This window comes from Ruminococcus sp. RTP21359st1_H3_RTP21359_211015 (genome assembly GCF_040909065.1).
Lineage (GTDB): Bacteria > Bacillota > Clostridia > Oscillospirales > Ruminococcaceae > Hominimerdicola > Hominimerdicola aceti.
The window spans coordinates 1-26,378 of the sequence record NZ_JBDGDD010000033.1; the positions used below are offsets into that span (position 1 = coordinate 1).

General features: G+C 43.3%; 24 protein-coding genes and 1 tRNA gene. 19 read left to right on the plus strand and 6 right to left on the minus strand.

The features are described from left to right. The 7 genes from glyA to AB5Z01_RS11605 all read left to right on the plus strand — a co-directional run. Positions 1-794, plus strand: a 794-nt coding sequence (gene glyA, locus AB5Z01_RS11575; RefSeq protein ID WP_368365548.1) for a serine hydroxymethyltransferase, incomplete at its 5' end; no start/stop codon positions are given. A 156-nt stretch (positions 795-950) separates the two neighbouring features. Further along, entirely contained in the window at positions 951-1,886 is a 936-nt protein-coding gene (metA, locus tag AB5Z01_RS11580) for a homoserine O-succinyltransferase (RefSeq protein ID WP_046439810.1), read from the plus strand. Beyond that, positions 1,883-2,563 carry a YoaK family protein gene (locus AB5Z01_RS11585; protein WP_117923487.1) on the plus strand — a complete coding sequence of 227 codons (681 nt, stop codon included), beginning with the start codon at positions 1,883-1,885 and terminating at the stop codon, positions 2,561-2,563. Before metA ends, AB5Z01_RS11585 begins: the two co-directional genes overlap by 4 nt. Before the next feature lie 412 nt (positions 2,564-2,975). Continuing rightward, positions 2,976-3,725 (plus strand): DeoR/GlpR family DNA-binding transcription regulator, encoded by a 750-nt coding sequence (locus tag AB5Z01_RS11590; protein ID WP_046439806.1) that lies wholly within the window; start codon positions 2,976-2,978, stop codon positions 3,723-3,725. 1 nt (position 3,726) lies between these two features. Beyond that, positions 3,727-4,626 (plus strand): 1-phosphofructokinase, encoded by a 900-nt coding sequence (gene pfkB / locus AB5Z01_RS11595; RefSeq protein ID WP_287214523.1) that lies wholly within the window; start codon positions 3,727-3,729, stop codon positions 4,624-4,626. Positions 4,627-4,831: 205 nt separating this feature from the next. Beyond that, complete coding sequence (locus AB5Z01_RS11600; protein WP_038671672.1) at positions 4,832-5,098, plus strand: HPr family phosphocarrier protein; 267 nt, start codon at positions 4,832-4,834, stop codon at positions 5,096-5,098. A 100-nt stretch (positions 5,099-5,198) separates the two neighbouring features. Further along, positions 5,199-7,136, plus strand: coding sequence for a fructose-1,6-bisphosphatase (locus tag AB5Z01_RS11605; protein ID WP_368365549.1), 1,938 nt, complete (start codon positions 5,199-5,201; stop codon positions 7,134-7,136). A gap of 275 nt (positions 7,137-7,411) precedes the next feature. Here the strand turns inward: AB5Z01_RS11605 and AB5Z01_RS11610 are convergent, their stop codons facing one another. Further along, positions 7,412-8,332, minus strand: a complete 921-nt coding sequence (locus AB5Z01_RS11610) for a S1 RNA-binding domain-containing protein (protein ID WP_022286716.1) — start codon at positions 8,330-8,332, stop codon at positions 7,412-7,414. 481 nt (positions 8,333-8,813) lie between these two features. Here AB5Z01_RS11610 and AB5Z01_RS11615 point away from each other — a divergent pair, with 481 nt between their 5' ends. Both AB5Z01_RS11615 and AB5Z01_RS11620 read left to right on the plus strand, forming a co-directional pair. Next, complete coding sequence (locus AB5Z01_RS11615; protein WP_195249227.1) at positions 8,814-9,635, plus strand: fibronectin type III domain-containing protein; 822 nt, start codon at positions 8,814-8,816, stop codon at positions 9,633-9,635. Between the two features lie 120 nt (positions 9,636-9,755). Further along, a complete protein-coding gene (locus AB5Z01_RS11620) occupies positions 9,756-10,538 on the plus strand; it encodes a helix-turn-helix transcriptional regulator (RefSeq protein WP_368365550.1) in 783 nt (260 codons plus the stop codon). Positions 10,539-10,618: 80 nt separating this feature from the next. Here the strand turns inward: AB5Z01_RS11620 and AB5Z01_RS11625 are convergent, their stop codons facing one another. Then, positions 10,619-12,157: an alpha-amylase family glycosyl hydrolase gene (locus AB5Z01_RS11625; protein ID WP_368365551.1), complete on the minus strand. Its 1,539-nt coding sequence runs from the start codon at positions 12,155-12,157 to the stop codon at positions 10,619-10,621. Between the two features lie 35 nt (positions 12,158-12,192). Then, positions 12,193-13,383 carry an ATP-binding protein gene (locus AB5Z01_RS11630; protein WP_117856367.1) on the minus strand — a complete coding sequence of 397 codons (1,191 nt, stop codon included), beginning with the start codon at positions 13,381-13,383 and terminating at the stop codon, positions 12,193-12,195. 215 nt (positions 13,384-13,598) lie between these two features. On the opposite strand from AB5Z01_RS11630, the gene AB5Z01_RS11635 reads away from it, so the two are divergent. From AB5Z01_RS11635 to AB5Z01_RS11645, 3 genes are all read left to right on the plus strand, one after another. Then, positions 13,599-14,705 carry an SGNH/GDSL hydrolase family protein gene (locus tag AB5Z01_RS11635; protein ID WP_302838280.1) on the plus strand — a complete coding sequence of 369 codons (1,107 nt, stop codon included), beginning with the start codon at positions 13,599-13,601 and terminating at the stop codon, positions 14,703-14,705. 98 nt (positions 14,706-14,803) lie between these two features. Beyond that, positions 14,804-15,175, plus strand: coding sequence for a zinc-ribbon domain-containing protein (locus AB5Z01_RS11640; protein WP_022286722.1), 372 nt, complete (start codon positions 14,804-14,806; stop codon positions 15,173-15,175). Between the two features lie 184 nt (positions 15,176-15,359). Then, a tRNA-Lys gene (locus AB5Z01_RS11645) sits at positions 15,360-15,435 on the plus strand. A 193-nt stretch (positions 15,436-15,628) separates the two neighbouring features. On the opposite strand, the gene eno is transcribed toward AB5Z01_RS11645, so the two are convergent. The 3 genes from eno to AB5Z01_RS11660 form a co-directional block, all read right to left on the minus strand. Continuing rightward, complete coding sequence (gene eno / locus AB5Z01_RS11650) at positions 15,629-16,924, minus strand: phosphopyruvate hydratase (protein ID WP_332009401.1); 1,296 nt, start codon at positions 16,922-16,924, stop codon at positions 15,629-15,631. Between the two features lie 412 nt (positions 16,925-17,336). After that, the gene (locus tag AB5Z01_RS11655; protein WP_287215152.1) at positions 17,337-18,044 is read right to left on the minus strand and encodes a 2-C-methyl-D-erythritol 4-phosphate cytidylyltransferase; all 708 of its coding nucleotides are present in this window, start codon (positions 18,042-18,044) and stop codon (positions 17,337-17,339) included. 71 nt (positions 18,045-18,115) lie between these two features. Next, positions 18,116-19,261, minus strand: coding sequence for a ribose-phosphate pyrophosphokinase (locus tag AB5Z01_RS11660; protein ID WP_195220906.1), 1,146 nt, complete (start codon positions 19,259-19,261; stop codon positions 18,116-18,118). A 335-nt stretch (positions 19,262-19,596) separates the two neighbouring features. On the opposite strand from AB5Z01_RS11660, the gene murD reads away from it, so the two are divergent. From murD to AB5Z01_RS11695, 7 genes are all read left to right on the plus strand, one after another. Beyond that, complete coding sequence (murD, locus tag AB5Z01_RS11665) at positions 19,597-20,988, plus strand: UDP-N-acetylmuramoyl-L-alanine--D-glutamate ligase (RefSeq protein ID WP_287215154.1); 1,392 nt, start codon at positions 19,597-19,599, stop codon at positions 20,986-20,988. A gap of 26 nt (positions 20,989-21,014) precedes the next feature. Continuing rightward, positions 21,015-22,031, plus strand: coding sequence for a M42 family metallopeptidase (locus AB5Z01_RS11670; protein ID WP_368365552.1), 1,017 nt, complete (start codon positions 21,015-21,017; stop codon positions 22,029-22,031). A gap of 6 nt (positions 22,032-22,037) precedes the next feature. Next, on the plus strand, positions 22,038-23,057 hold the full coding sequence (locus AB5Z01_RS11675) for a M42 family metallopeptidase (RefSeq protein WP_368365553.1): 1,020 nt from the start codon (positions 22,038-22,040) through the stop codon (positions 23,055-23,057). Continuing rightward, positions 23,054-23,830, plus strand: coding sequence for a hypothetical protein (locus AB5Z01_RS11680; RefSeq protein WP_368365554.1), 777 nt, complete (start codon positions 23,054-23,056; stop codon positions 23,828-23,830). Before AB5Z01_RS11675 ends, AB5Z01_RS11680 begins: the two co-directional genes overlap by 4 nt. Next, on the plus strand, positions 23,823-25,094 hold the full coding sequence (locus tag AB5Z01_RS11685; protein WP_368365555.1) for an aminotransferase class I/II-fold pyridoxal phosphate-dependent enzyme: 1,272 nt from the start codon (positions 23,823-23,825) through the stop codon (positions 25,092-25,094). Before AB5Z01_RS11680 ends, AB5Z01_RS11685 begins: the two co-directional genes overlap by 8 nt. Positions 25,095-25,121: 27 nt before the next feature. Beyond that, on the plus strand, positions 25,122-26,081 hold the full coding sequence (gene hprK / locus AB5Z01_RS11690; RefSeq protein WP_022286731.1) for an HPr(Ser) kinase/phosphatase: 960 nt from the start codon (positions 25,122-25,124) through the stop codon (positions 26,079-26,081). A 39-nt stretch (positions 26,082-26,120) separates the two neighbouring features. After that, on the plus strand, positions 26,121-26,378 hold a 258-nt coding region (locus AB5Z01_RS11695; RefSeq protein ID WP_368365556.1), incomplete at its 3' end, for a PHP domain-containing protein.

The following is a 26,378-nucleotide window of genomic DNA, read 5'->3' on the forward strand; positions in this document are numbered from 1 at the left end:
AGGGATATATTGACTATGAGGCTCTTTACAAGCAGGCTAACAAGTGCAGACCAAGACTTATTGTTGCAGGTGCAAGCGCTTATCCAAGAGCTATCGACTTTGAGAAGCTTTCTGAGATAGCAAAGGCTGTTGGTGCATATCTTATGGTAGATATGGCGCATATTGCAGGACTTGTTGCCGCAGGCTGCCATCAGTCGCCAGTACCATATGCTGACATTGTTACAACAACAACACATAAAACTCTGAGAGGACCAAGAGGAGGACTTATACTCACAAATAACGAGTATATAGCTAAGAAGATAAATTCTGCTATTTTCCCAGGCACACAGGGCGGTCCTCTTATGCACGTTATCGCTGCAAAGGCAGTTTGCTTTGGCGAGGCTCTCAAGCCTGAGTTCAAGGCATACGGTGAGCAGATCGTAAAGAATGCACAGGCTCTTGCAAAGGGACTTCTTGACAGAGGATTCAATCTCGTATCAGGCGGCACAGACAATCATCTTATGCTTGTTGACCTCAGACCTTTCCACATTACAGGCAAAGAGTTTGAGAAGAAACTTGACGAGGTATACATCACAGTAAACAAGAACGCTATCCCTAACGACCCTGAGAAGCCATTTGTAACCAGCGGTGTAAGAGTTGGTACAGCGGCAGTTACCACAAGGGGACTTGTTGAGGAGGACATGGACGTTATTGCAGAGTGTATGTATCTCACAGCAACAGACTTTGACAACAAGGCTGACGAGATAAGAGAAAAGGTAAACGCTATCTGCAAGAAATATCCACTTTACGAATAATTGTACGGATCTATATACTGTTGATACACATAGGGAGCGGCTTAGGTCGCTCCCTTTTTCTCAATAATATATGAATAAATCTCTCTTTTGGTTGATTTTTAACAGAGATCGTGTTATAATAATCTTTTAGAGTATAATTAAAAGGTGGGATATACTTTGCCAATTAAAATACCAAATGATCTTCCTGCGTTCCAAACGTTGGAAAATGAGAATATATTCGTTATTCCCGATGACAGAGCCGCTCATCAGGATATTCGTGCCTTGAAGATCGCTATTGTCAATCTCATGCCTGACAAAATTGCGACAGAAACGCAGCTTCTGCGTCTTTTGAGCAACACACCTCTTCATGTTGACATTGACCTTATTCAGATGAGCAGTCATATGTCAAAAAATACCTCTTTGGAGCATATGCTCGCTTTCTACAAGAACTTTGACGAGGTGTGTGATAATCGTTATGACGGTCTTATCATCACTGGTGCGCCTGTTGAGCAAATGGAGTATGAAGACGTTGATTACTGGGACGAGCTTTGCAGAGTTTTTGAATGGTCAAAGACCAATGTTTTCTCAACTATCCACATATGTTGGGGCGCTCAGGCTGGGCTTTATTACCATTATGGCGTTCCCAAATATCCTTTGAAAGAGAAGATGTTTGGCAATTTCAAGCACCATATCGACTATCCCGAAAGCATTATTCTTAAAGGCTTTGGAGATGTTTTCCATTGTCCGCACTCACGCCATACTGAGGTGCGTCGTGAAGATATCGAAAAGGTGGACGACCTTATAGTGGTGGCAGTGTCAAACGAGGCGGGTGTGCATCTTGTTTCAGATAAGACACAAAGACAGTTTTTTCTGTTCGGTCACTGGGAATATGATCGTGAGACCCTTGCAAAAGAGTATTTCAGAGATAAGGAAAAGGGGTTGCCTATACAGATACCATATAGCTATTTTCCTGACGATGATCCAGAAAACAAGCCTATTTTCAATTGGAGCTGTTCGGCTAATCTGCTTTATTCAAACTGGCTCAACTACTGCATTTATCAGAAAACGCCATATGATCTTAACGAACTTGAGCCACTGGGGACTGCACAATGAAGAACGGCAGACATATAGCTGAGTTTTACGGTGTTGGAGTAATGCTCGCAATGGTGGGTGGCTATCTTGACGCTTATACCTACATCAGTCGTGACCACGTTTTTGCAAATGCGCAGACAGGTAACATGGTGTTGTTGGCTATCAATATCAAAGAGGGAAGCTGGCTGAAGGTCTTTCTTTATCTCATGCCTATACTGTCCTTTATGCTTGGCGTGCTGATAGTGGAAGCTGTGAAGCTGAAATTCAATGAACACCCGAGGATACATTGGCATAGGATCATAATCGGCGTGGAGCTTGTGGTGCTTACTATTGTGGGATTTATCCCTGCTGGTACGCTTAACACATTGGCGAATATCCTAGTTTCTTTTACCTGTGCAATGCAGGTCGAGGGTTTTAGGAAAATGGACGGAAAGCCTTTCGCTACCACGATGTGTACTGGCAATCTTAGAAGCGGTACGGATAATCTGTTTCAGTATTTGAAAACTAAGGATAAGCAAAAGCTTAGTAATGCAATGCAGTATTATGGTATAATCCTTTGCTTTATAGGTGGAGCGGCAGTGGGTGCATTTGTCACGGAATTGCTTGAAACTAAAGCGGTGTTTGTTGCTTTGACAGGTCTTGTTATCGCACTCTGTATTTTAAGAAGCGACGACGATAAATTAGCAGAAGGTAAGTGACGATCACCGAGCAAAGCCTTGTCAGGGCTTGAGTGCGTAAGCCAGACAGTAAAATAAGAAAATCAAAAAAGCAAAGCAGTGCTTGAGAAAAATCTCAGCACTGCTTTTTTTATTTCATTTTGCAAAATATCTTGCAAGGAACAAAGTAATATGGATATCCAAATAATAATTGCAAAAAATATAACGTCACAAAAGCGAAAATGATGTTATCTGACTGCTTTTGATTGAATGCTGTTAAAATGCACAAACATCTTATTCATAATTTAAAAAACTGCCCAAAATAATGCTGCGTGAATGATTTTGAGCGGAATTGCTTGACTTTTGCTGTACGATATGTTACTTTAATATCAGAAACAATCAATATCGTTTAATTGACGTCAAAAACATTATTGAAATTTGAAAAGGTGATAAAATGCTTACAGAGGAAAGGTACTCTATTATATTAGAGAGAGTCAAGCAGAATAAAAGTGTGAAGCTTCTGGAGTTGTGCGAGCTTTTAAAAGCTTCTGAATCAACGATACGCCGTGACTTGACGGTGCTTGATGAAAGGGGTCTTTTGAAAAAAGTTCATGGTGGTGCTATATCTGCCGAGGAACATTCTTTCAATCCGGAGGAACAGGACGTTGAGTCAAAGTCAAAGCTTTTTACCGATGAAAAGCTTGCAATTGCGAGGTTTTCAGCCTCTCTTGTGGATGACGGCGATTTCATTTTTATCGACGCCGGAACGACTACAGGCTATATGATAGACTTTCTGCCAGATAAGAAAATTACCTTTGTGACTAACGCTTTCGTTCATGCCAAAAAGCTTGCTCAGCGTGGCTTTAAGGTCTATATGCCGGCAGGGGAGATAAAGCTCACAACGGAGGCTATCGTTGGTGCTGAATGTGTCAGCAGTCTGCAAAGCTACAATTTCACCAAAAGCTTTCTTGGAGCAAACGGAATTTCGTTGTCAGGTGGTATAACAACACCGGACAGAAACGAGGCAAGAGTGAAGTCTACCGTGGTGTTAAACAGTCAGACTGTTTATATTCTTGCAGATCACTCTAAATTCGATCAGATATCTGCGGTCACTTTCGCTCAGCTTGGACGTGTGAAGATAATCACCGACAAGCTTCAAGACAAAAAATATCTTACAAAAGCAAATATCAAGGAGGTAATGTAAAATGGTATATACTGTAACATTCAATCCTGCTATCGACTATGTTGTCCATACCGGGGAAATGAAGCTTGGGTCTACCAACCGCTCAGATAGGGAAGAGATGTATTTCGGTGGCAAGGGTATAAATGTGTCTATAGTTCTTAGAGAGCTGGACATTCAGTCAAAGGCACTTGGCTTCACTGCAGGCTTCACAGGTGAGACTATCGAAAACGGACTAGCGGAAATGGGAATTGATACAGATTTTGTTCATCTCAAAAACGGTAATTCCCGTATAAATGTGAAAATAAAATCTGCTGAGGAAACAGAGCTGAATGGTCAGGGCCCTGATATAGATGACGAGGCTGTGAATAAGCTTTTTGCAAAGCTTGATAAGCTTCAGGACGGAGATACGCTTATCCTTGCAGGAAGCATACCTGCCTCACTGCCTTCAGATATTTATGAGAAGATACTGGAAAGGCTCGCGCACAAGAATATCAGAACAGTAGTGGACGCAACAAAAGACCTGCTTCTCAATGTGCTTAAATATAAACCTTTCCTTATCAAGCCTAACAACCACGAGCTTGGAGAGATGTTCGGAGTGACACTCACTAATGATGAGGAGATAGAAAAATACGCACGTAAGCTTAAAGAAATGGGTGCTGTGAACGTGCTTATCTCAATGGCAGGGGACGGCGCAATGCTTATTGACGAAAACGGTGAAATACATCGCTGTGGAGTATGTAATGGTAAGGTGAAAAATTCCGTTGGTGCAGGCGATTCAATGGTGGCAGGCTTTACCGCTGGTATATTGCAGGGCGATTATGAATATGCTCTTAAACTTGGTACAGCCGCTGGCGGTGCGACTGCTTTTTCTGACGGGCTTGCTCAAAAAGAAAAGATCGCAGAGCTTCTTGAAACGCTCTGAAAAAATATAGGGACGCGGAGCAATGGCAGTTTCAGGTGCAACTTTTGCTGCTTCTGGCGGAAATGTTCCATCAGGCTTTCTTGGCGCATTGCCTGCAGGTTTCCTTAGGAAAGTTACAGAATAATCTTTGCAAATATAAGAAAATATAATATAATAATGTTAACAATCATAAATAAATTAAGTTTCAGAAAAGGAGAGATCTATTATGGTATCAAAGGTCGTAAAAGTAGTAAATGCAGAGGGACTTCATATGCGTCCGGCAGGTATCGTTGCAAAGGCTGCTAAGGAGCATCCTGAGTGCGAGATCATGATGAAAGCAAACGGCAAGGACATCAAGGCTAAGGCTGTTATGCAGATAATGGCAGCAGGTATCAAGAAGGACACTGAGGTAGAGATAATCGTAACAGGCGAAAACGAGCAGGCTGTGCTTGACGAGTTCGTTAAAATGTTTGAGGACGGTTTCGGCGAATAATTCCTTATATCTCCCAAAAAATTCAGACAAGACCGTAGCGTAAACTGCGGTCTTTCTGAGCAATATGACGTTGTAAAAAATCCAAAAGAGAGAAATACATATGGACAAAAAATATCTTTTACTTCTTGCACAAAAATTTCCTACTATAGACAGTGCCGCCAGCGAGATAGTAAATCTATCTGCAATACGCAGTATGCCAAAGGGTACAGAATACTTTTTCAGCGATATCCACGGGGAGTATGAAGCCTTTTTGCATATGCTAAAAAGCGCATCGGGCATGATAAAAAACAAGATAGACCTGACCTTAGGAAAAGCAGTTTCCTCGGCAGAGCGTGAAGCCCTTGCCTATCTTATCTATTATCCCGACAAGCAGCTAAAGCGTTTGCGGGATAAAAACGGGCTTTCAGACGAGTGGCGCAGACTTACTATCTATCGTCTGATACTTGTTTGCGAGGCGGTGTCGGCAAAGTATACTCGTTCGAGAGTGCGAAAGAGCATACCAAAGGATATGGTCTATATACTTGACGAGCTGCTTAATGTCACTGATGATGTGGTAAAGGAATATTACTATGATGAGATAATCACCACAATTCTTGACACTGGAATCGCAGACCGCTTTATAAAGTCCCTTTGTGAGCTTATACAATCTCTAGCTATCGACAAGCTGCATATTATCGGAGATATATATGACCGTGGTCCAAGAGCAGATATTATTATGGACGAGCTTATGAAAATGCACGATGTCGATATACAGTGGGGCAATCATGACATTTCGTGGATGGGTGCGGCTTCAGGTAATCTCGCTCTTATTGCAAATGTTATCCGTATCTCCATGCGATACAATAACTTTGACGTTCTCAAGGACGGCTATGGATTAAATCTTCGTGCGCTGGCGGTCTTTGCAGGAGAAACATATAAAAACGATGAGTGCGCAATTTTCATGCCGCAGACACTTGATGATAATATCTATGACCCTGTTGATGCAAAGCTTGTGGCAAAAATGCACAAGGCTATCACAGTTATACAGCTAAAGTTAGAGGGACAGCTTATCAGGCGGCACCCTGAATGGAAACTATCTCACCGTGACCTTTTCAGCATGGTGGACTTCGCAAACGGCACTATAACAATAGACGGGCAAATTCATAAGCTTCTTGACGGCAATTTTCCTACAGTTGACCCTGCCGATCCTCTTGCGCTTACCGAAGGCGAAAATGAGCTTATGACGATTCTTGCAAACTCGTTTATGCACAGCGACAGGCTCAACACACATATGCGTTTTTTATATTCAAAAGGCTCAATGTATAAGACCATAAACGGCAATTTGCTTTTCCACGGCTGTATACCTCTTGATGAAAATGGAAAGCTTCTGAGCTTAAGTATAGCAGGAGAGCAGTATTCGGGTAAGGCAATGCTAGATAAGCTTGACGAAATAGCCAACAAGGCGTATTTCTTACAGCCTTGTGAGGAGAAAAGCAACTGCGCAGACCATTTGTGGTATCTGTGGAGCGGTGCACGTTCGCCCCTTTACGGCAAGGACAAAATGGCGTTTTTTGAGCGATATTTCCTTGAAGATAAAAAGCTTCACAAGGAAAATTATAATGCCTATTATCACTTTTCAGAGAAACCTGAGATATGCGGAAAGATACTTGAAATGTTTGGGCTTGACCCACAGCGTGGTCATATCATAAATGGTCATGTACCTGTGAAGATAAAAAATGGCGAAAGCCCTGTCAAGGCAGACGGCAGGCTGTTCGTTATTGACGGCGGTATCTCAAAGGCTTATCAAAAAGCCACCGGTATTGCAGGCTACACTCTTATTTATGATTCCCACAGCCTTAATCTTGCGGAGCATAAGCCGTTTATTGCAGGAGAGAGTGAGCATACTCCTGAGATACATATGGTGGAAAGACTTGACCGTCGGGCAAACATTTCAGATACCGACAAGGGAAGGGAACTGCTTTTGCAGATAAACGATCTCCGTGACCTGTTGGACGCTTATCGCTCTGGAGATATCAAAGAAGGTTATAAGGTATTTTAGACGTTCTGAGAGGAGCTTAACACATGGAAAAGGGAGAACTGAACTGGGCTGTTATCGACTGTGGCGTTATCGCAAACGAAATGACAAAGCTTAGGAAAGAATGGGGACTTAAATGCCCAAATGAACTATGGTGATATCCTCTTAATGATTCTAACAAGTCAAAAGGCACTGGCTTCAATTGGAAGCCAATGCCTTTTTTTATCTCTTGTTTTGCTGTGAAAACAAGTACAAATTATAGTACAAATAAATTACAAGAACAAATATATGTACGTTTATCACACGAATTCAGAGCATATATTTTTGTAACATTCATTAGTGGAATAGACCCATTTTGTGAGCCTGCCGCTGGTGATGAAATAGTTTATCTTTGAGGGAAAAACGCTGTTTTCAAATACGTCTACGATAATGAGCTTGACTTTCATTTTTTCGGGGATAAGAGCTTTTATGTAAACACTTGCTGCCTGCCCCACACGCACATTTTCTCTTGGTTCAGCAAGTCCTGCAAGGTTCGGAGCAAGCTCTATAAAAATACCGTATGGTTCAATGGAACGTACTATCCCGCCTACAGTTTCTCCTGTGGAGAACAATGCTGCATTTTCTTCCCATGTGCCTAAAAGTTCCTTGTGAGAAAGGCATATCCTGTCCTCGTCACAGCTTTTTACCACAGCATATATGTCCTGACCGTTGAAAAATCTGTCGTTGGGGTGGGTGATGCGTGAGACGGATATGGCGTCTATTGGTATAAGTGATGGAAGACCACAGCCTATGTCAACAAAGCACCCGAAAGGCTCAAGGTGTGTTACCTTTGCCGGTATAACATCCCCTGATGTGAGTGTACTTATATATCGTTCAATGCACTCTTCTTGTGCAAGACGCCTTGACAACCTGCATATGACCTCGCCCTTTTCGTGAACAATATCTGTCACCTTGAAACATACCGTTTTGTTTACCCTAGAAAGTAATGCTATGTCTTTTGTTTTGCCTTCTTGTATTCCGATTGCGCCCTCTGATCTTGGGATTATTCCTTTGCCAAAGGGAAGCTCTACTATTATGTTGTGTTCGCTGTCACAAAGCACAGCATGACCCTCCAGTATCAACCCCTGAGCCATTGCCTCAGCCATTGTTCGTTCGCTTTGAAGATAATATCGGTTTTCAGGGCTATTGAAGATCTTGCCCTCAGGTAAATATTTTTTCATTATTTTGCCTCTTTCCCCACAGATTTTTTTTAAACAGCAGGATCTCTGTGGTTGATCCATTGATTTTGTTCATATTCTGCACATATTTTATTTGTGATAATTGTGCGTGAACTCTTGCTGATACAGTAAATTAATATTCAATGTGCTGAAATATTAGTACAATTTTTATATTCTTTGCTTCAAATTATAAACAAAAATCAAAAAAACTATAAAAAAGCTTGACAAATGTAATTGCGCGTGTTACAATAGTGTAGTAATTTGTAATCAGTTTGTAACTTTCTTAACCGTTATCGTTACAGATTGATACATAATTTTAATCGACCGTAATAAAATTAAATAGCGGCACAGACATGACCGCCGCTAATTAAAAGAAAGGGTGTGAATTGGCAATGCAGCGTGTATGCGTTGTAAAGCCGTATTATTAATGGATCATTCAGCAAGTTTTATTTCAACAAAGAATAAGTCACTGAAAGTTATAGTGATGTTTATTGCAGCACTTATGACATTTTTGGTAATGACAGAGGGATTTAGTGCCGATGCTGCTGCGGCAAAGCTTTCGACTCCTAAGATGACAGCTCAGATTAACTATGGAAGTGAGTTCACTCATCCGTATAACAAGCAGACAAACACTATCAAGGTGCATTGGAGCAAGGTAAAAGGTGCTTCAAAATATGAGCTATACATCAAGGGTGGCAAATATAAGAGTTGGAAGAAATACAAGACAGTCAAGAACACGAACTGCACTGTTACAGGTCTTCAGAGAACGACTTCATATCAGTTCAGAGTTAAGGCTGTAAATGGCTCTGCCGCTTCTGCTTACTCAAAGACACAGACAATAAAGACAGCAAGAATGGACTTCAACAAGGCAGGCTGGGAAGCAATGTGCCGTATAGTTTATCATGAGGTCGGCAAGATGTCAGGTTCAGAGTGGGATAAGCCTATCGTTTATGTTGCAGATTGTGTTGCAAACCAGTATGTTGCCGCAAAGTACACAAAGAATGCAATGTGGAGATCCTACTATGCAAGATATAACAATGTTCAGGATATTATTTATAGGAGCGGTGGATTTATGTCATCTGCACAGCTTTCAAGGGACGGAGCAAATTATTCAAACGTTTCCAGAAGAGTAAAGCAGGCTGTTTTTGGCGCAGTATATGGCAAAACTCACCTTAACGGTATTGCTAATGACTATAATGTTTACTTCTGGTGCAACAGAAGCTACAAGACAAACAGCAGTAAGATAGCCTACTCATTTAAAATTCCTTGGGGTTATTTCAATGTTTGGAGAACCTATTGGGGATAATTGTAATACTATTATAGAATTATGTGAAAGAAGAGCAGAACAAAGCGTCTGCTCTTTTTTCGTTGACAAGAATGTAGCGGTGTGGTAAAATAAAGTTGATAAAAGCAGGGAGGAATCAGAATGCTTGTGGGTTCGGTCGGCTATAATTATCGCCATAGAAAAGATTTTATTATGGATTGCCCTCACGGGGTGGGCTGTCCCCTTATATTGCTCATAAAAGAACCATCGGTGTTCGTTATAAACGGTATCGAGCATAGGGCAGAGAAAAATTCTTTTATCCTTCTTTCACCGGATACCCCTGTGAAATACCATGCCGCAGAAGAGTTTTATACCGATGATTGGCTGTATTTCAATTATGAGCAGGGCGATAAGGAAAAATTTGAAAGTCTTGATGTTCCTAAAGATGCACTGGTATACCTTGGAAATATCGATGAGCTTAGTCAGATAATACGCTCGGTAGCATATGAGTATCAGCTCATGAAAGAGGGGCATGAGGAAGTAACACGGTGCTATATGGAGATCTTTTTGTTAAAGCTTGCAAGACAGCTAAAGTGTACAGACAAGAAGTCCTGTATTATTACTGACAGGAACAGCCGCTTTATGCAGCTCAGAGCATACATATATGCAATGCCTGAGGACATTGCAGACGTAGGCAGCATGGCATGGGATATGGGTATAAGCAGGTCAAGTTTTCAGCATATGTATAAGAAAATGTTTGGAGTGAGCGTCATGACAGACGTTATAAGCGCACGAATGGAAAGAGCCAGTCAGCTTCTTGCAACGACAAATCTCAGCGTAAGGGAAGTGGCTGAGAGGTGCGGTTATACTAATGAATATGGTTTTATGAAGCGGTTTAAAATGCACTTTGGAAAAACTCCAACGGAGTTTCGGAGTATGCTCTGACAACGGCGGATAAACTTTAGACGGCATAACAAAAGAGGTCAAGGAATGTGAAATGTGTCCCTGACCTCTTTTATGTTATTTTATTCTTCAACAAATACAGCGGCCGAGCCTTTAATAATGAGCTTTCCGTTTTCAAGGCTTGCGCCATGACCTACTGTATAAATTATCTTGCCATTGACGTTTTTGATCTCTGTCGTTTCGTCCTTTGGATTTATGACTGCCAGTATGCTCTGTCCCTCGCCCTTACGTCTGTATACCAGAGGATATCCGCTTGACAAAAACTCTATCTCGCCCCTGCTTTGCAGTGCAGGATTTTTCTGCCTGAAGCTTATAAGCCCTTTGACTTCGCTTCTAAGCGAGGTGCTGTCCTTGGATTGGCTTTCAGCGTCAGGTCTGTCCTTACTGCTGTCCAGCGGTACATAGAGCATTTCAGCCTTAGCTGATGAGAAGCCAGCATTAAGCCCCTTGTTCCACTGCATAGGCGAACGTGAGCCAGTTCTGCCATAGCCGCCCTCAACTGATGTCAGATTCTCCACATATCTCATGCCTATTTCGTCACCATAGTAGATAAATGGTGCGCCCGGCATTGTGAGCAGGAAAGCAAATGCAACACGCATTTCGTCTGTATCAAGGGTTCTTGCAAGTCTGTCCATATCGTGGTTGCCTGACGGGATACAGATAAGACCCTTGCCGTCTGTCTTGGCATAATTGGTTTTGTATGCTTCAACAAATTCTTTAGCCGAACCCTTGCCACGCTTTGAGAAATAAGGCTCTTCACAGCGGAAAAGGTCATTATAATGTGACGGACCAAAGTGCAACAGAAAGTCCATATGGAAGCCACCAATTATTGACTTGTCAGGTTCTCCCCACTCTGATACCATAGCGGCATATGGGAACTCCTTATCGAGAAATTCTCTTACGTTTTGCCAAAGTGCGATAGTGCCTTTGCCGTTCTCGTCATTCTTTACAAGAGAGCCTGCCATATCCACTCTGAATCCGTCCGCACCGGCACTGAGCCAAAAACGCATTATATCCTTGAGAGCCTCAAGTGTGGCTCTCGGACCCTCGTCATTCATAGACTGCTGCCACTTTTTATCAGGATCAGGCTTATAATAGCCGTAGTTAAGTGCAGGCTGATGTGAGAAGAAATTCACGGCACATGAGCCGTCCCTGTCGGAGATACCACGGATACTAGCCATGCCGTCAGGCTCTACCCATATGCTGTCTGTCCACACATAGCGGTCTGTGAACTCGTTCCTCTCGGCTTTCATTGATTCCTTAAACCACTTGTGAGTAACGGCAGTATGACCAGGTACAAGGTCAAGGAGAACGTGCATATCACGCTTGTGGGCTTCATCAAAAAGCTCAACCAAGTCCTCGTTAGTGCCATAACGTGGAGCGACAGTGTAATAGTCCTCAACGTCATAGCCAGCATCGCCAAAAGGTGATTTGAAGCATGGGTTTATCCAAATAGCGTTACACCCCAGCTCGCAGATATAGTCAAGCTTTTCTGTAATACCCTTGATATCACCGATGCCGTCTGAGTTTGTGTCATTGAACGATTGCGGATAGATCTCGTAGAAAACTGCATTGTCAAGCCACTTTGGTTGCTTTGTCATGATAATTCCTCCTGAATATCGTCAGAATATATTTATTAGTCTTCCATGCCCTTCATGTATTCCACGAACTGCTTTGCAACTCTCGGTGAACGTCCTGCTCTCGAAAGCGCATAAGCCTCAGCCTTTTGAAGCACCTCATCAATAGGAGTTTTAAGCTCGTATTGCTTTGCAAGTTTCTCAACTACATCAAGGTAAATCTTCTTGTCAGGCTTCTGATATGTGACAGTAAGTCCAAAACGGTCTGACAGTGAAAGAAGCTCCTGCATAGTGTCCTTGAAGTGTATCTCGTCACCCTCTCGTGAGGAGAACGTCTCGTGTACAAGATGTCTTCTGTTTGAGGTAGCATAAATGCAGAGATTGTCCGCAGTTGATGAAACGCTTCCTTCGAGGATAGCTTTCAGTGCCGCAAAATCATCATCGTCCTCTGTGAATGAAAGGTCGTCTATGAAGATAATGAACTTCAATGGATTTTTGCTTACCGTTTCTACAATGGCTGGTATCTCATGGAGCTGCTTCTTTTTAAGCTCGATAAGTCTGAGACCCTTGCAGGCATATTCGTTTGCTATGGCCTTGACAGTTGAGGACTTGCCTGTACCGCAGTCACCATAAAGCAGAACGTTGTTGGCAGGCTTGCCTTTCAAAAGCGCAAGAGTGTTGTTGATGACCTCCTGACGCTCACGTTCATAATTGTGCAGGTCGGAAAGCTTTATGTCATCAGGATATTCTACCGGAACTATCTTGCCGTCTTTTATGACAAATACATGATACTGTGAGTAAATGCCATATCCGTACTGCCCAATAGCGTGTATACGGTCGGCATATATCTGCGAGAAGTCAAGTTTTTGTGTAGCATATCTCGGCAGAAAGCCGTCATAGTCTATCTTTGAGATTATCTCGTCACTTGGTATCTGTGAAAGCTCCTCAATAACGGCAAGCTCGTTTGCAAGACATTCCTCCAAAAGCGCACCTGTCTCCTTGCCTTCTCCCTTTTTAAGCATAAAAAGGTTTTCATTTTCAAGAACCAGTTTGAGCATATATTCTGTAAGATTATCCGAATATGCAAAAAGCTCAGCCACAAAATCTGAGTATTTTTCTATAGCCATGTCGCTGTCAGATTCGCATACAGCAAGTGTATCAAGTAGCTTTTCAAAGACAGGAACTTCATGTAAGCTTTTGAATATTACTAATGTGTGTGCCTGACGGCAGAGTGCCTTAAAATCGTGCATTATGAACACTTCTTTCTTCATATTTTATATTTATTCTTTATTATACAACATATCATTACTTTTCGTCAACATCTACATTGCACGATTTTAACAAAAAACATTACCGCTTTTTGTAGCTTAAAGCAAAATATTTTTGCCCGTTATGATTTACTTTTGTTTTAAAAAATGCTATAATACTATAATAGACCATTATAGAAATAAAAGGAGAAATGGATATGACGGACAAAAACGTATCTATCATGAATATCGGCAGTATGGGTTATCTTCCACAGGTATTCAAAAAGATAGAGAATGAAAAAAAGCTTAACATTGTTTATTTGGGTGGCTCGATAACAATGGGCTGTAATGCTACGAAAACTGAGTTAAGATATGTTGACCGCAGTGCAAAATGGTGGCAGACGAATTTTCCTGACGCTAAGATAAGCTACTTCAATGCTGGTATTGGTGCAACTACCTCGCAGTTTGGGGTGGCAAGAGTGCAGGAACACGTCCTTGACAAACAGCCAGACCTTGTTTTCGTTGAGTTTTCGGTAAACGACAGCAGTTCGCCCCTATTTATGGAAACATACGAGAGCCTTGTAAGACGTCTGCTGAAAGCTGAGAGCGTCAAGGCAGTTGTGCTTATAAACAATCTTTTTTACGATACAGGCACAAATGCACAGGGTATACATAACGCTATCGGTCTGCACTATGACCTGCCTATCGTCAGTGTAAGAAACTACATTTTCCCTGAGATACAGCTTGGAAACGTTTGCCTTGCAGACTACACAGCGGATATGCTCCACCCTACAGACCTAGGTCACAAGATGATAGCTGATCTTATCTGCAATCTGCTTGATACAGAATATTCATACTATAAGAAGCTCGGCGCAGAGAAGAAGCCTTCACTTCCTGAGCCATTTACAGCAAGCAGATATGAGGACGCACAGCGTTTTCAGAACTATAGCTGTTCGCCCGTTATGGAGGGCTTTGAGCCTGATACTCATGCGGCAGAGCAGTGGAGCGATCCATTCAAGGGTGGTTGGATAGCTCACAAGCAGGGAAGTTGTATTAAATTCAACGTTAGTGGAAGTATTATAATGCTGCAATACAGAAAGACTATCAACAAGCCTGCACCTGTTGCATATGCTGTCATAGACGGTGACAGGCAAAACAAAGTTCTTCTTGACGCAAACTTTGACGAGGATTGGGGAGACCTTTGCTGTCTTGAGGAGATATACAGCGGAGCAAAGGGAGAACACACTGTTGAGATAGTTATTGACACAGAGGGTAAAGAAAATAGCGATTTTATGCTTATTTCTGTCATTACAGCAAACAAATAGAAACGTAAATAAGTGAAAAATTTTACTCGAATCTATTGACTTTATGACATAACGATTGTATAATAAATATATATTATTAAATTAGGAGGCATTCTCTAATGAACGATTTTTTCAAAATTGCTGACAAGTACCTCAAGCCGGTAACTACTGGTGCAGGTGTTGTTCTGGGTCTTGCAGTTACATATGCAGCAGGAAGCTATCTTTCAGGTATGAGCAAGCTGTATGGCGGTTTCTACACATTCATGTATGTACTGTTCTGGATAGCATTTGTTCTTCTTGTTATCTGCGGCATCTATGCACTTTTCAAGAAGTATGCAGGTTCTGTTCCACAGCAGAACGCTCCACAGCAGACATATGCACAGCCACAGGCTCAGGCCGCACCACAGGGTGAAAAGTTCTGCCCTACTTGCGGAGGTAAAGTTCCGGCTGGAAATCAGTTCTGCCCTAACTGCGGCAACAAGATAAACTAATCTTAAAGTTTTGCAGATAAAACGCCCTTGATTTTCAGGGGCGTTTTTTTGTTAGAAAACGCATAAAAGTATGCCAAATGGGGAATAAATATGTGCAGTTTGGAAAAAGTGAAAAAATTCTCGAAAACCCCTTGACAAATGGGTGGAAAATTGGTATAATAATTAAGTCGTTGCAGGACGATATGAGTTATTAGCTCAGTTGGCAGAGCATTTGACTTTTAATCAAAGGGTCCGGGGTTCGAATCCCCGATAGCTCACCACTAGGGAGATATCCTTAGTCAAGATCACGCCTTACTTTGTTAGGGCGTGATTTTTTTATGTCTGATGCTACTTACAGATGATGATAAGCGGGCGACCTCAGATTGCCCCTACGCTGCATTATACAACAAAAAAAGCAGCCCCTGTGGACTGCTTTTTTTCAAGCTTTTAGCTTGATCCATATATGACAAAAAACTATCTGGTTACGTTAAATGCGCCCATTTGTGGATAAACAGCGCTTTCGCCAAGTTCTTCCTCAATTCTGAGAAGCTGATTGTATTTTGCGACACGCTCACTTCTGCTTGGTGCGCCTGTCTTTATCTGGCAAGTGTTGAGAGCAACTGCAAGGTCAGCGATAGTCGTGTCTGCTGTTTCACCTGAACGGTGTGAAGAAATCGCAGTGTAGCCTGCCTTATGAGCCATTTTGATAGCCTCAAGTGTTTCGGAAACTGAGCCTATCTGATTGAGCTTGATAAGGATAGAGTTGCCGCAGCCAAGGCTGATGCCCTTTGCAAGTCTTTCTGTATTTGTTACGAACAGATCGTCGCCAACGAGCTGCACCTTGCCGCCAAGCTCCTTAGTGAGAAGCTGCCAGCCCTCCCAGTCCTCTTCGTCGAGAGCGTCCTCGATAGAGATGATAGGGTACTTTTCAACGAGTTTCTTCCAGTGTTCGATAAGCTCAGCAGAAGTGAACTTTGTGCCAGCCTTTGGAAGAACGTACTCGCCCTTCTTTGAGCCTTTCCACTCGCTTGAAGCAGCGTCCATTGCTATCATGAAGTCTTTACCCGGCTCATAACCTGCGTTCTTCACAGCTTCGAGTATATACTGGATAGCTTCCTCGTCGCTTGCAAGGTCAGGAGCGAAGCCACCCTCGTCGCCTACAGAAGTAGCAAGTCCCTTTGATTTAAGCAGGGCAGCAAGAGCGTGGAAAACCTCAGCACACCAGCGGAGAGCTTCCTTAAAGCTTGGAGCGCCAACAGGCATGATCATAAATTCCTGAACGTCAACAGTGTTTGCGGCATGGGCGCCACCGTTAAGAATGTTCATCATAGGAACAGGAAGTCTGTTTCCTGAAATGCCGCCGACAAATCTGTAGAGAGGGATATCAAGAGAGATAGACGCAGCTCTTGCGGCAGCGATAGAAACAGCTAAGATAGCGTTAGCACCAAGCTTTGACTTATCCTTAGTGCCGTCAGCCTTTATAATAGCCTTATCAACGGCATAGATGTCAGAAGCGTCAAGTCCGCAGACTGCGTCATTGATAGCAGTGTTGATGTTCTCAACTGCCTTTGTTACGCCCTTTCCGCCATATCTGCCCTTATCGCCGTCACGAAGCTCAAGGGCCTCAAACTCGCCAGTTGACGCACCGCTTGGTGCAGTGCCTCTGCCCACTGTTCCGTCTGCGAGATATACCTCAGCTTCAACAGTTGGGTTTCCTCTGGAATCCAGAATTTCACGTCCGATTACTTTTACGATCTCAAGATAGTTCATAATATAAGCTCCTTTTTAATATTATGCAGACTACCCGAACGCACCACCATTCGGGCTGATGACATTTCGCTCTTGTCATCATAGAGAAGTCTGCATGATCTATTCTCACGAGGTTAGTAGTTCCTAACCACATTTATTTTACCATGCGTGAAGCCGTATGTCAATCTTAGTTAGTCATATCTAATATATTTTATAGGTATGCACAAAAGGTGTACTGCCTGCAGGCATGGCTATTGACTTTTTGAACAACAGATAAGCTTTGCGAAACTTTTCGTTTGTTATTATTGACAAGCTTTGTGAGAATATTCGTTTTGGGCGTGATCTTATTTATGCTCAAAACCGAACAAAGCATGGTAGGGTATAGAAAAAAGCGGTGCAGAGATCGTTCTCCGACACCGCCTTGATTTATTTCTCATTTCTCATTTAACTCTGCAAGTGCATTTGCCATTCTTAGATCGCTATCTGTGGTTATCTTGAAATTCAATGCGTCCCCGACGACAAGGTATATATCCTCATTGCAAGCTGTAAACACAGAACAAGTATCCGTCAGCTTTTTATTTTGCTCCTCGCTAAGCGAATAATAATTCCTCCTCAGATCCCCAAGTCTGAAAGTTTGCGGAGTTTGCGCCTGATAAAGCTCGCTTCTGTTAAGCGTTTCTCTGATCTTTTCGCCGTCAGATCTTATTATGGTATCAGCCGCAGGCATATAAGTTCCGCAGGCGGAATGTTCCCTCATCGCCTCGATATTGTCCTTTATTATTTTCTCTGTCACGAACGGTCTTACAGCGTCATGGGTGAGTATTATGTCCCCCTCATTCTCACCATGTTCAGCGACTATTGCCTCGGCTATGTTCATTACAGTGCCGTTTCTGTCAGCTCCGCCGTCTATGACTCTTATACGCTCTTTGTCTATCCCGAAGCGTTCAAAAAGCTCGTCAGTGTATTTGTGCCAGTCAGGTTTTATGCCCACATAAACCATATCTATTTCCTCCACTGCAAGAAACGCTCTCACTGTTCTAACGATAACAGGCACTCCGCCTATCTCTATAAACTGCTTTGGTATAACCGCACTCTTTACCCTAGAGCCACAGCCCCCTGCAACTATCCCTGCAAATATCATTTTATCTTCTCCTCATATAAAAAAAGTTCGGGACAGCCGTCCGCCCCGAACTTTATCGTTGTGTATTGAATTTACTTTATGCCGTATTTCTTCAGCAGAGCATCGATCTTTGTGTGTGGGTCGATGACCTGTGAAATTGACTTGTCATGATTGAGTGATGCAATGAAGTAAGCAATGTACTTAGAACAGTCTACCTCATAGAACCATGGGCTTGAAAGCAGCTCAGGTGTTCTGTATGTGAGGTTTGTACCGAATACACCGTCGATTATGCCGTCAGCATAAGCCTTGTTGAATGACTCAAGACCGTTTGTGAAAATAGGATAAGTAGCATAGCAGTAGATCTTGTTAGCCTTGCGCTTTTTAAGCTCTACAGCGATATCCAGCATAGACTCGCCTGATGAGATGATGTCGTCAGCAATGAAAACGTCCTTGCCGGCAACGTCATTACCCATGTATTCGTGAGCAACGATAGGATTTCTTCCGTCGATGATAGTTGAGTAATCTCTTCTCTTGTAGAACATACCGAGGTTTACGCCCAGAACAGAAGCGTAGTACATATTTCTGTTGATAGCGCCCTCGTCAGGGGAGATTATCATGAAGTGATCCTTGTCAGGTCTGAAATCTGAAAGGTTTTTAAACATTGCCTTGAGAACCTGATAGGAAGGGATTATGTTGTCAAGACCCATAAGAGGAACAGCATTCTGTACTCTTGGGTCGTGAGCGTCAAAAGTAAGGATATTTGAAACGCCCATAGACTGAAGCTCCTGAAGAGCAACTGCACAGTCAAGTGACTCTCTGTAGTTTCTTCTGTGCTGTCTGCCACCGTAAAGGGAAGGCATGATGATGTTTATTCTGTGAGCTTTACCGCCTGCAGCCTGGATTATTCTTTTAAGATCCTGATAATGATCGTCAGGCGACATACAGTTTTCCCTGCCGAAATAGTTGTATGTGCAGCTATAGTTTCCTACGTCGCAGAGAATGAAAAGATCGTCGCCTCTGATAGATGACTTGATAAGGCCCTTGCCGTCACCGGAAGAAAATCTAGGACAAACAGCCTCAACAAGGAAAGTATCCTTAACAAATTCGTTTTCATTAGCCCATTTTGTAAGATAACCATCTACCTTCTTGCCAAGCTCGGAAGCGCCTGCCATAGCAATAAGACCAAGCGGTGCAACTCTTGAGTCATTGTCGAACAATACATTGTCAGCATTACCCATTATTATCATATCCTCCAATACTAATTGTTGTCTGACCTCAGGTCAGTACGAAACATACCAATATACATATATTATACTTTATAAATCCCGATTTTACAATAGTTTTTTCGCAAATAATAAATTTTTCTCACTTTTCACAAAAAACACACTGTTACTGCGGCACATTTAGACACAAAAATCAAGTAAACGTTTGCTAACCGCACGACAGGTAAACTTTTTTTGCATATATAAAAAAGTCCTTGCGTTTTTGGATAAAATGATATATAATAAAATAGAATAGGTATGTGTGCAGTATATTGCACACGACTGACAGAATTATTGAAGGAGTTAATGATATGACAAAAGCACAAAGATATTTCATGGAAATAAAGGATAAGAGAGTAGCGTTCATAGGCACGGGCGTAAGTCACCTTGAGCTTATAAAGCTTTTTCTCTCAAAGGGCATAAGATGCGTTGTCTGCGACAAAAAGACAGAGGACGAATTTAATGAGCTTATCTATGAGGAGCTTTCCGCAAAGGGCTGTGAGTTCTCATTGGGCGAGCATTATCTTGATATCATCTTTAACTGCGATATAGTTTTCAGAACACCGGGTATGTACTATAATGATGAAACTATCACAAAGGCAAGAAAAGCAGGCGTTGCCATTACATCAGAAATGGAAACTTTCTTTGACCTCTGCCCATGCAAGATATACGGCGTAACAGGTTCAGACGGAAAGACCACCACAACTACCCTTATCAGCGAAATGCTCAAAGCCGAGGGCAAGCGTGTCCATATCGGCGGAAATATCGGCAAGGCTCTTCTGCCTATAGTTGAAACAATGTCAGACAGCGACGTTGCAGTAGTTGAGCTTTCAAGCTTCCAGCTTATCTCGATGAGACAGTCGCCAAACGTTGCCGCTATCACAAACATCACTCCAAACCATCTGAACGTTCACGGAACAATGGAGGAGTATATCGGTGCAAAGGCTAACCTTATCGCTCATCAGAACGGCTATTCAAGAACTGTACTCAACGAAGATAACGAGGAAACTATAAAGCTTGCAGACCTCGTAAGAGGAAAGCTTGTCACATTCTCTCTAAAGCACCCTGTTCAGACAGGCACATATCTTAATGACGACGGTATGCTTTGCTACACGGAAAAGGGCAGAACTACAGAGATAGTGCACAAGGACGATATAAGGATACCTGGTATCCACAACGTTGCGAACTATCTCACAGCTATCGCCGCAGTATGGGGCGAGGTATCTATCCAGAGCATAGTTCAGGTAGCAAAGAACTTCGGTGGCGTTGAGCATAGAATTGAATTTGTAAGAGAGATAGACGGTGTTAAGTGGTATAACGATTCTATCGCAACAAGCCCTACAAGAGTTATCGCAGGACTTAATTCATTTAATCAGAAGCTTATTGTTATCGCAGGCGGCTATGACAAGAAGATACCTTTCGAGCCTCTTGCCGAGCCTGTGAACAAGAATGTAAAAATACTCATTCTTCTTGGCGCGACAGCAGACAAGATAGAAAAGGCTGTTACAGAAAGCCCACTCTATCCTGAAAGCGGTCTGAAAATAGTGAGAGTAAAGACACTTGAAGAAGCTGTTCTTACTGCTCAAAAAATGGCTGAAAAGGGCGATGTTGTCACACTTTCACCAGCCTGCGCAAGCTTTGACCTCTATCCTAACTTTGAGGCAAGAGGCAGACATTTCAAGCGACTTGTGAACGAACTCTAATTTTATAAAAAGCAGGGATATGTATTATGGATACATTTGAGATACTGTCACAGCTTTGCTCTGCGGCAGGTGTATCGGGAGCGGAAGACTCAGCGGCAAAAACAGCGGCAAAGCTCCTTGAAAAGTATGGCGAAGTCACCTTGGATAACGCTCTTGGCAGTGTTATCTGCAAGGTTGGAAGCTGGGAGGACGGCAAGCCTGTTATGCTTCTTGACGCCCATATAGACGAGATAGGCATGATAGTCACATACATCACAGAGGACGGCTTTTTGAAAATATCAGGCTGCGGCGGCCTTGATACAAGGCTTCTTTTGGCTCAGCAGGTGACAGTTTACGGCAAAGAAAAGCTCACGGGCATCGTGACTTCAACTCCGCCTCACCTTGAAAAAGACAGCTCTGTCGCACCTGACCTTGACAGCGTTTTCATAGATATAGGTTTCACGAGCCGTGAAAAAGCAGCAAAGTATGTTTCCCTTGGTGACAGAGTGCTTATAGAAAACAAAGCCGAAAGGCTCGCAGGAAGCCGTGTGACATCTAAAGCAATTGACGACAGGTCAGGCTGTACGGCTATCCTAAAGACTTTGGAGCTTCTCAATGGTCAGCAGACAGCTTATAATATCGCAGTGTGCTTTTCAACTCAGGAAGAAGTTGGCGAACGTGGTGCAAAAACAGCCGCCTTTGATATCAATGCAGACTATGCAGTGGTGGTTGACGTTTCATTTGCAAAGACTCATTATGAGAGCGAGGATGAGTGCGGCATAATGGGCAAGGGAGCGATGATAGGCATTGCTCCGTCCCTTTCACGAGAGATGTCAGATGGCTTTATTAGCCTTGCAGAAGAAAAGGGCATACCATATCAGCTTGAAGTCATGAGCGGAAAAACAGGTACGAACGCTGACGCTATCGGCGTGAGCGGAAGTGGAACAAAAGCCGTTACCATATCCATTCCAGAAAAGCATATGCACACGCCTGTTGAGATAGTTGATATAAATGATATTGATAATACGGCTCTGCTTATTGCAGAATATCTGAAAAGAGTGTAGATATTTATGTTGGATAAACTGAAAGACCTCTGCCTCCTTGACGGCATTTCAGGCGACGAGGGAGCGGTAAGAGAATATATAATAGATAAAATAGGCGATAAAGCTGAAATAAGGGTGGATAACCTTGGCAATGTCATAGCTTTCTGTAAGGGCAAAAAGACGCCTAAAAACAAGATAATGGTGTCTGCTCATATGGACGAGGTTGGCATGATAGTCACCTATGTGAATTCTGACGGCACGCTGAAAGTGTCATCAGTCGGCGGTGTTGACCCAAGAGTTGTTTTCGGCAGACGTGTCAAAATCGGCAGGAACAATGTCACAGGCGTTGTGGGGGGAAAGGCTATCCATAATCTCACAGCTGAGGAGAGAAAAAAGTCTGTGCCTTTTGATAAGCTTACCATAGATATAGGTGTTGACAGCCGTGAGGAAGCCTTAAAGCTTGTGCGCCTTGGGGACAGCGTGAGATTTGTTTCCGATTTTGTAGAGTTCGGCGAGGGCTTCGTGAAGTGCAAGGCTATAGACGACAGAGCAGGCTGTGCAATAATGCTCAGAATGATAGAAGAGGGCGTGGAGTATGACACATATTTCACCTTCGTGGTGCAGGAAGAGATAGGTCTGCGTGGCTCGACCTGTGCGGCGTTTACTGTTGCGCCTGATTATGCAGTGGTTCTTGAATCCACAACTGCGGCGGATATTCCATCGGCTTCTGGAGAGAAAAGGGTTTGTGAGCTTGGAAAAGGTCCTGTTGTTTCATATATGGACAGACACACAATGTATGACCGTGAGCTTTTTGAGCTTGCATTTTCTGCGGCAGAGGAGAACGGCATACCGTGCCAGACCAAAACAATGGTGGCAGGAGGAAATGACGCAGGTGCGATACACGTTTCCCGTGGTGGTGTAAAGACAGCCGCAGTGTCGCTCCCTTGCAGATATCTTCATTCTCCAAGCTGCGTGATAAATAAGGCGGACTTTGAGAACGCTTATGTTCTTACAAAATTGATCTTGGATAGGACTTATAACAAATGATCTATGAAACCAAAGAGATCAGCTCAGAACTGCTGAGCGGTCTTAAACCTAACAATTATACAAGGCGTATAAAGTCGCACTTTGCGGCATACGGCACAGGGTATGATTTTCTGCATTTCTATGCCGTTGAGGAAAGCGGAGAAAAGCTTGGTATCATATCAGTATTCAACGCCTCTATGATGATATCGACTTTCAAGGATAAGAGATTTGACGATAAGGTATTGGGCGAGCTTGCAGGGTTTATCCTTATGAATAAGCCTGCCGCAGTGGAGTTCGAGGCGGAGTATTCAGATAAGCTTGCAGAACTCACTAAGGCAGAGTATAAGGGCGACAAAAGGACGGAGTTCAGCTTTGTTGCGAAAAACGATATTCCGCCCCTTGACGTGAATGAGCTTCCAAAACTCGATGATGTTTTCAGGATACTTGCACCATGCTTTCCTGCAATAAGAAATTCCTATGAGCTGTGGCTTACGGATACTTCCCACAGAGTAAGAAGAGGACTTTCACAGTCGTTCCTGCTGGGTGATTACACCACTGCCACTATACAGTATATCATAGATGGAGTAGCACTTGTGGGACACGTTGGAACGATACCTGAGGAGCGTGGAAAATTCCATGCAAGACAGCTTTTGTATTGGATAGGTGAAAAGCTCACGCAGGACGGTTTTCAGGTGAGATTGTTTGCAAGACCCCATAGAGTGAGCTATTATGAGGAGATAGGCTTTAAAGCCTGCGGAATAGATCTTGTATTGGAGAGAATTGAAAATGAATGAATGTATATTTGATATAGACCCAAAGCTTTTGGCTCTTGCCTCCGAGGCAGAGAATGAGTGCAGGGAGATGTTTGAAAAAATAGACAGCAATGCCGAGTATAACGGACAGAAAGTGCTGAAAGCTTTTATCGACAATCGTGTAAGCGAGGGCTGTCTTAAAGGCACAACAGGTTACGGATACGGCGACATGGGCAGAGATACTATAGACAAGGTGTTCGCTCAGGCACTTGGCGGTGAAGACGCTTTGGTAAGACACACTTTTGTGAACGGCACTCATGCACTGTCAACAGCGCTTTTCGGCGTGCTTAGAAGCGGAGACACGATGCTTGCCTGCACTGGAAAGCCATATGATACCCTTGAGGAGATAATCGGTATCAGAGGTGAAAAGGGCAACGGCTCACTTATTGATTTCGGTGTAAAGTATGAGCAGGTAGACCTTGTTGACGAGATGTATCCTGACTATGATGAGATAGCAAAGAAAGCCGTTGGTGCAAAGATAGCCTATATCCAGCGTTCAAGAGGCTATTCTCTCAGACCGTCACTGACAGTGGAGATAATCGGAAAGATAGCAGAAACAGCAAAGAAAGCTAATCCTGATATAATCGTCATGGTGGATAACTGTTACGGTGAGTTTGTTGAAAGAAAAGAGCCACTGAGCGTTGGCGCAGATATCATAATAGGCTCGCTCATCAAAAATCCGGGCGGTGGAATTGCTTCTACTGGCGGATATATCTGCGGCAGAGCAGACCTTGTGGAAAAGTGTGCCGACAGGCTCACCTGCGTTGGCATGGGCAAGGAAGTTGGTTGTTCGCTTAACCAGAACAGAGAAATGCTCCTTGGCTTTTTCTTAGCACCGCAGGTGGTTGCTTCTGCACTGAAAACTTCCGTTTTCGCCTGCCGTTTCTTTGAAAAACTTGGCTACAAGACCCTTCCTGAGAGCGGAGAAACAAGAACGGATATAATTGCATCTATTCTTCTTGAAAACGAGGAGAACCTCGTGGCTTTCTGTCAGGGAATACAGAAAGGCTCGCCGGTTGACAGCTATGTTACCCCTGAGGCATGGGATATGCCGGGTTATGACAGCAAGGTTATAATGGCGGCAGGAGCATTCACAATGGGTGCGTCCATAGAGCTTTCAGCAGACGCTCCTATAAGACCGCCGTTTGCCGCATGGCTTCAGGGCGGTATCACATACCCAACAGGCAAAGCAGGCGTTATGCTTGCCGCACAGGAGATGTATAACAAAGGTTTACTTAGAATATAAAATTTGACTGGAAAGGAATGATATTCAATGGCAGAGATATTCAGCGTTACTGTCGAGGAGATAATCAAACAGCTCAATATGGAGATAATCTACGCTCCTGAGAACATCAGCAGCCTTGTTGTCACCGAGAACGACTGCAACAGACCTGGACTTCAGCTCATGGGATTTTATGAGTATTTCAACGCAGAGCGTGTTCAGATATGCGGAAACATGGAGTTTGCCTATCTTGCCTCACTTGATGAGAAAACAAGATATGAGAGGATAGACGCACTTTTCGCCACTAAGATACCGCTTTTTATCGTGGCAAGAGGTCATGAACTTTACCCTGAAATGGTAGAAATAGCCAAGAAATACGGCGTGCCTATCGCAAGAACGCAGGACAGCACAACAGCTTTTATCGCCGCACTTATCGGCTACCTGAACGTTGAGCTTGCTCCGAGAATAACACGCCACGGCGTTCTTATCGAAGTATACGGCGAGGGTATCCTTATCGTGGGCGAGAGCGGCGTTGGTAAGAGCGAGACCGCTATCGAGCTTGTAAAGAGAGGTCACAGACTTGTGGCTGACGATGCCGTTGAGATAAGAAAGACATCAAACAGAACGCTTGTCGGCTCTTCACCTGATAATATCCGTCACTTCCTCGAACTGAGAGGTATAGGCATCATCAACACAAGACGTTTGTTCGGTATGGGTGCTGTAAAGGTAAGCGAGAAGATAGACCTTATCGTAGAGCTTGAGCCTTGGGACAGCACGAAGATATACGACAGAATGGGCGTAGACAATGAGTATACAACTATTCTCGGAATCAAGATACCGAGCCTTACCATTCCTATAAAGCCGGGCAGAAACCTTGCTGTTATCCTTGAAGTTGCGGCTATGAACAACCGTCAGAAGAAAATGGGTTATAACGCTGCCGCTGAACTTTTGCAGAATCTTGGTCTGCAAATGGACAAGAAAGACAAGGTCAAGAACTGGGATAATTTCTAAAAACACGCATATACTTTTTTAAATAGGAGATAGATCATAATGCACTTACAGGGAGATATGCACACGCACACTATAGCTTCAACTCATGCTTACTCCACCATAACAGAGAACTGCCAGTGGGCTGAAAAATACGGAATGAAAGGCATAGCGATGACAGACCATGCCATGAAAATGCCTGACTCGCCACATATCTGGCATTTTGTCAATCTTGGCATACTGCCGAGAAAGATAAACGGGATAACCGTCCTCAGAGGTATAGAGGCTAACGTTGTGAGCGATGACGGAGAGCTTGATACC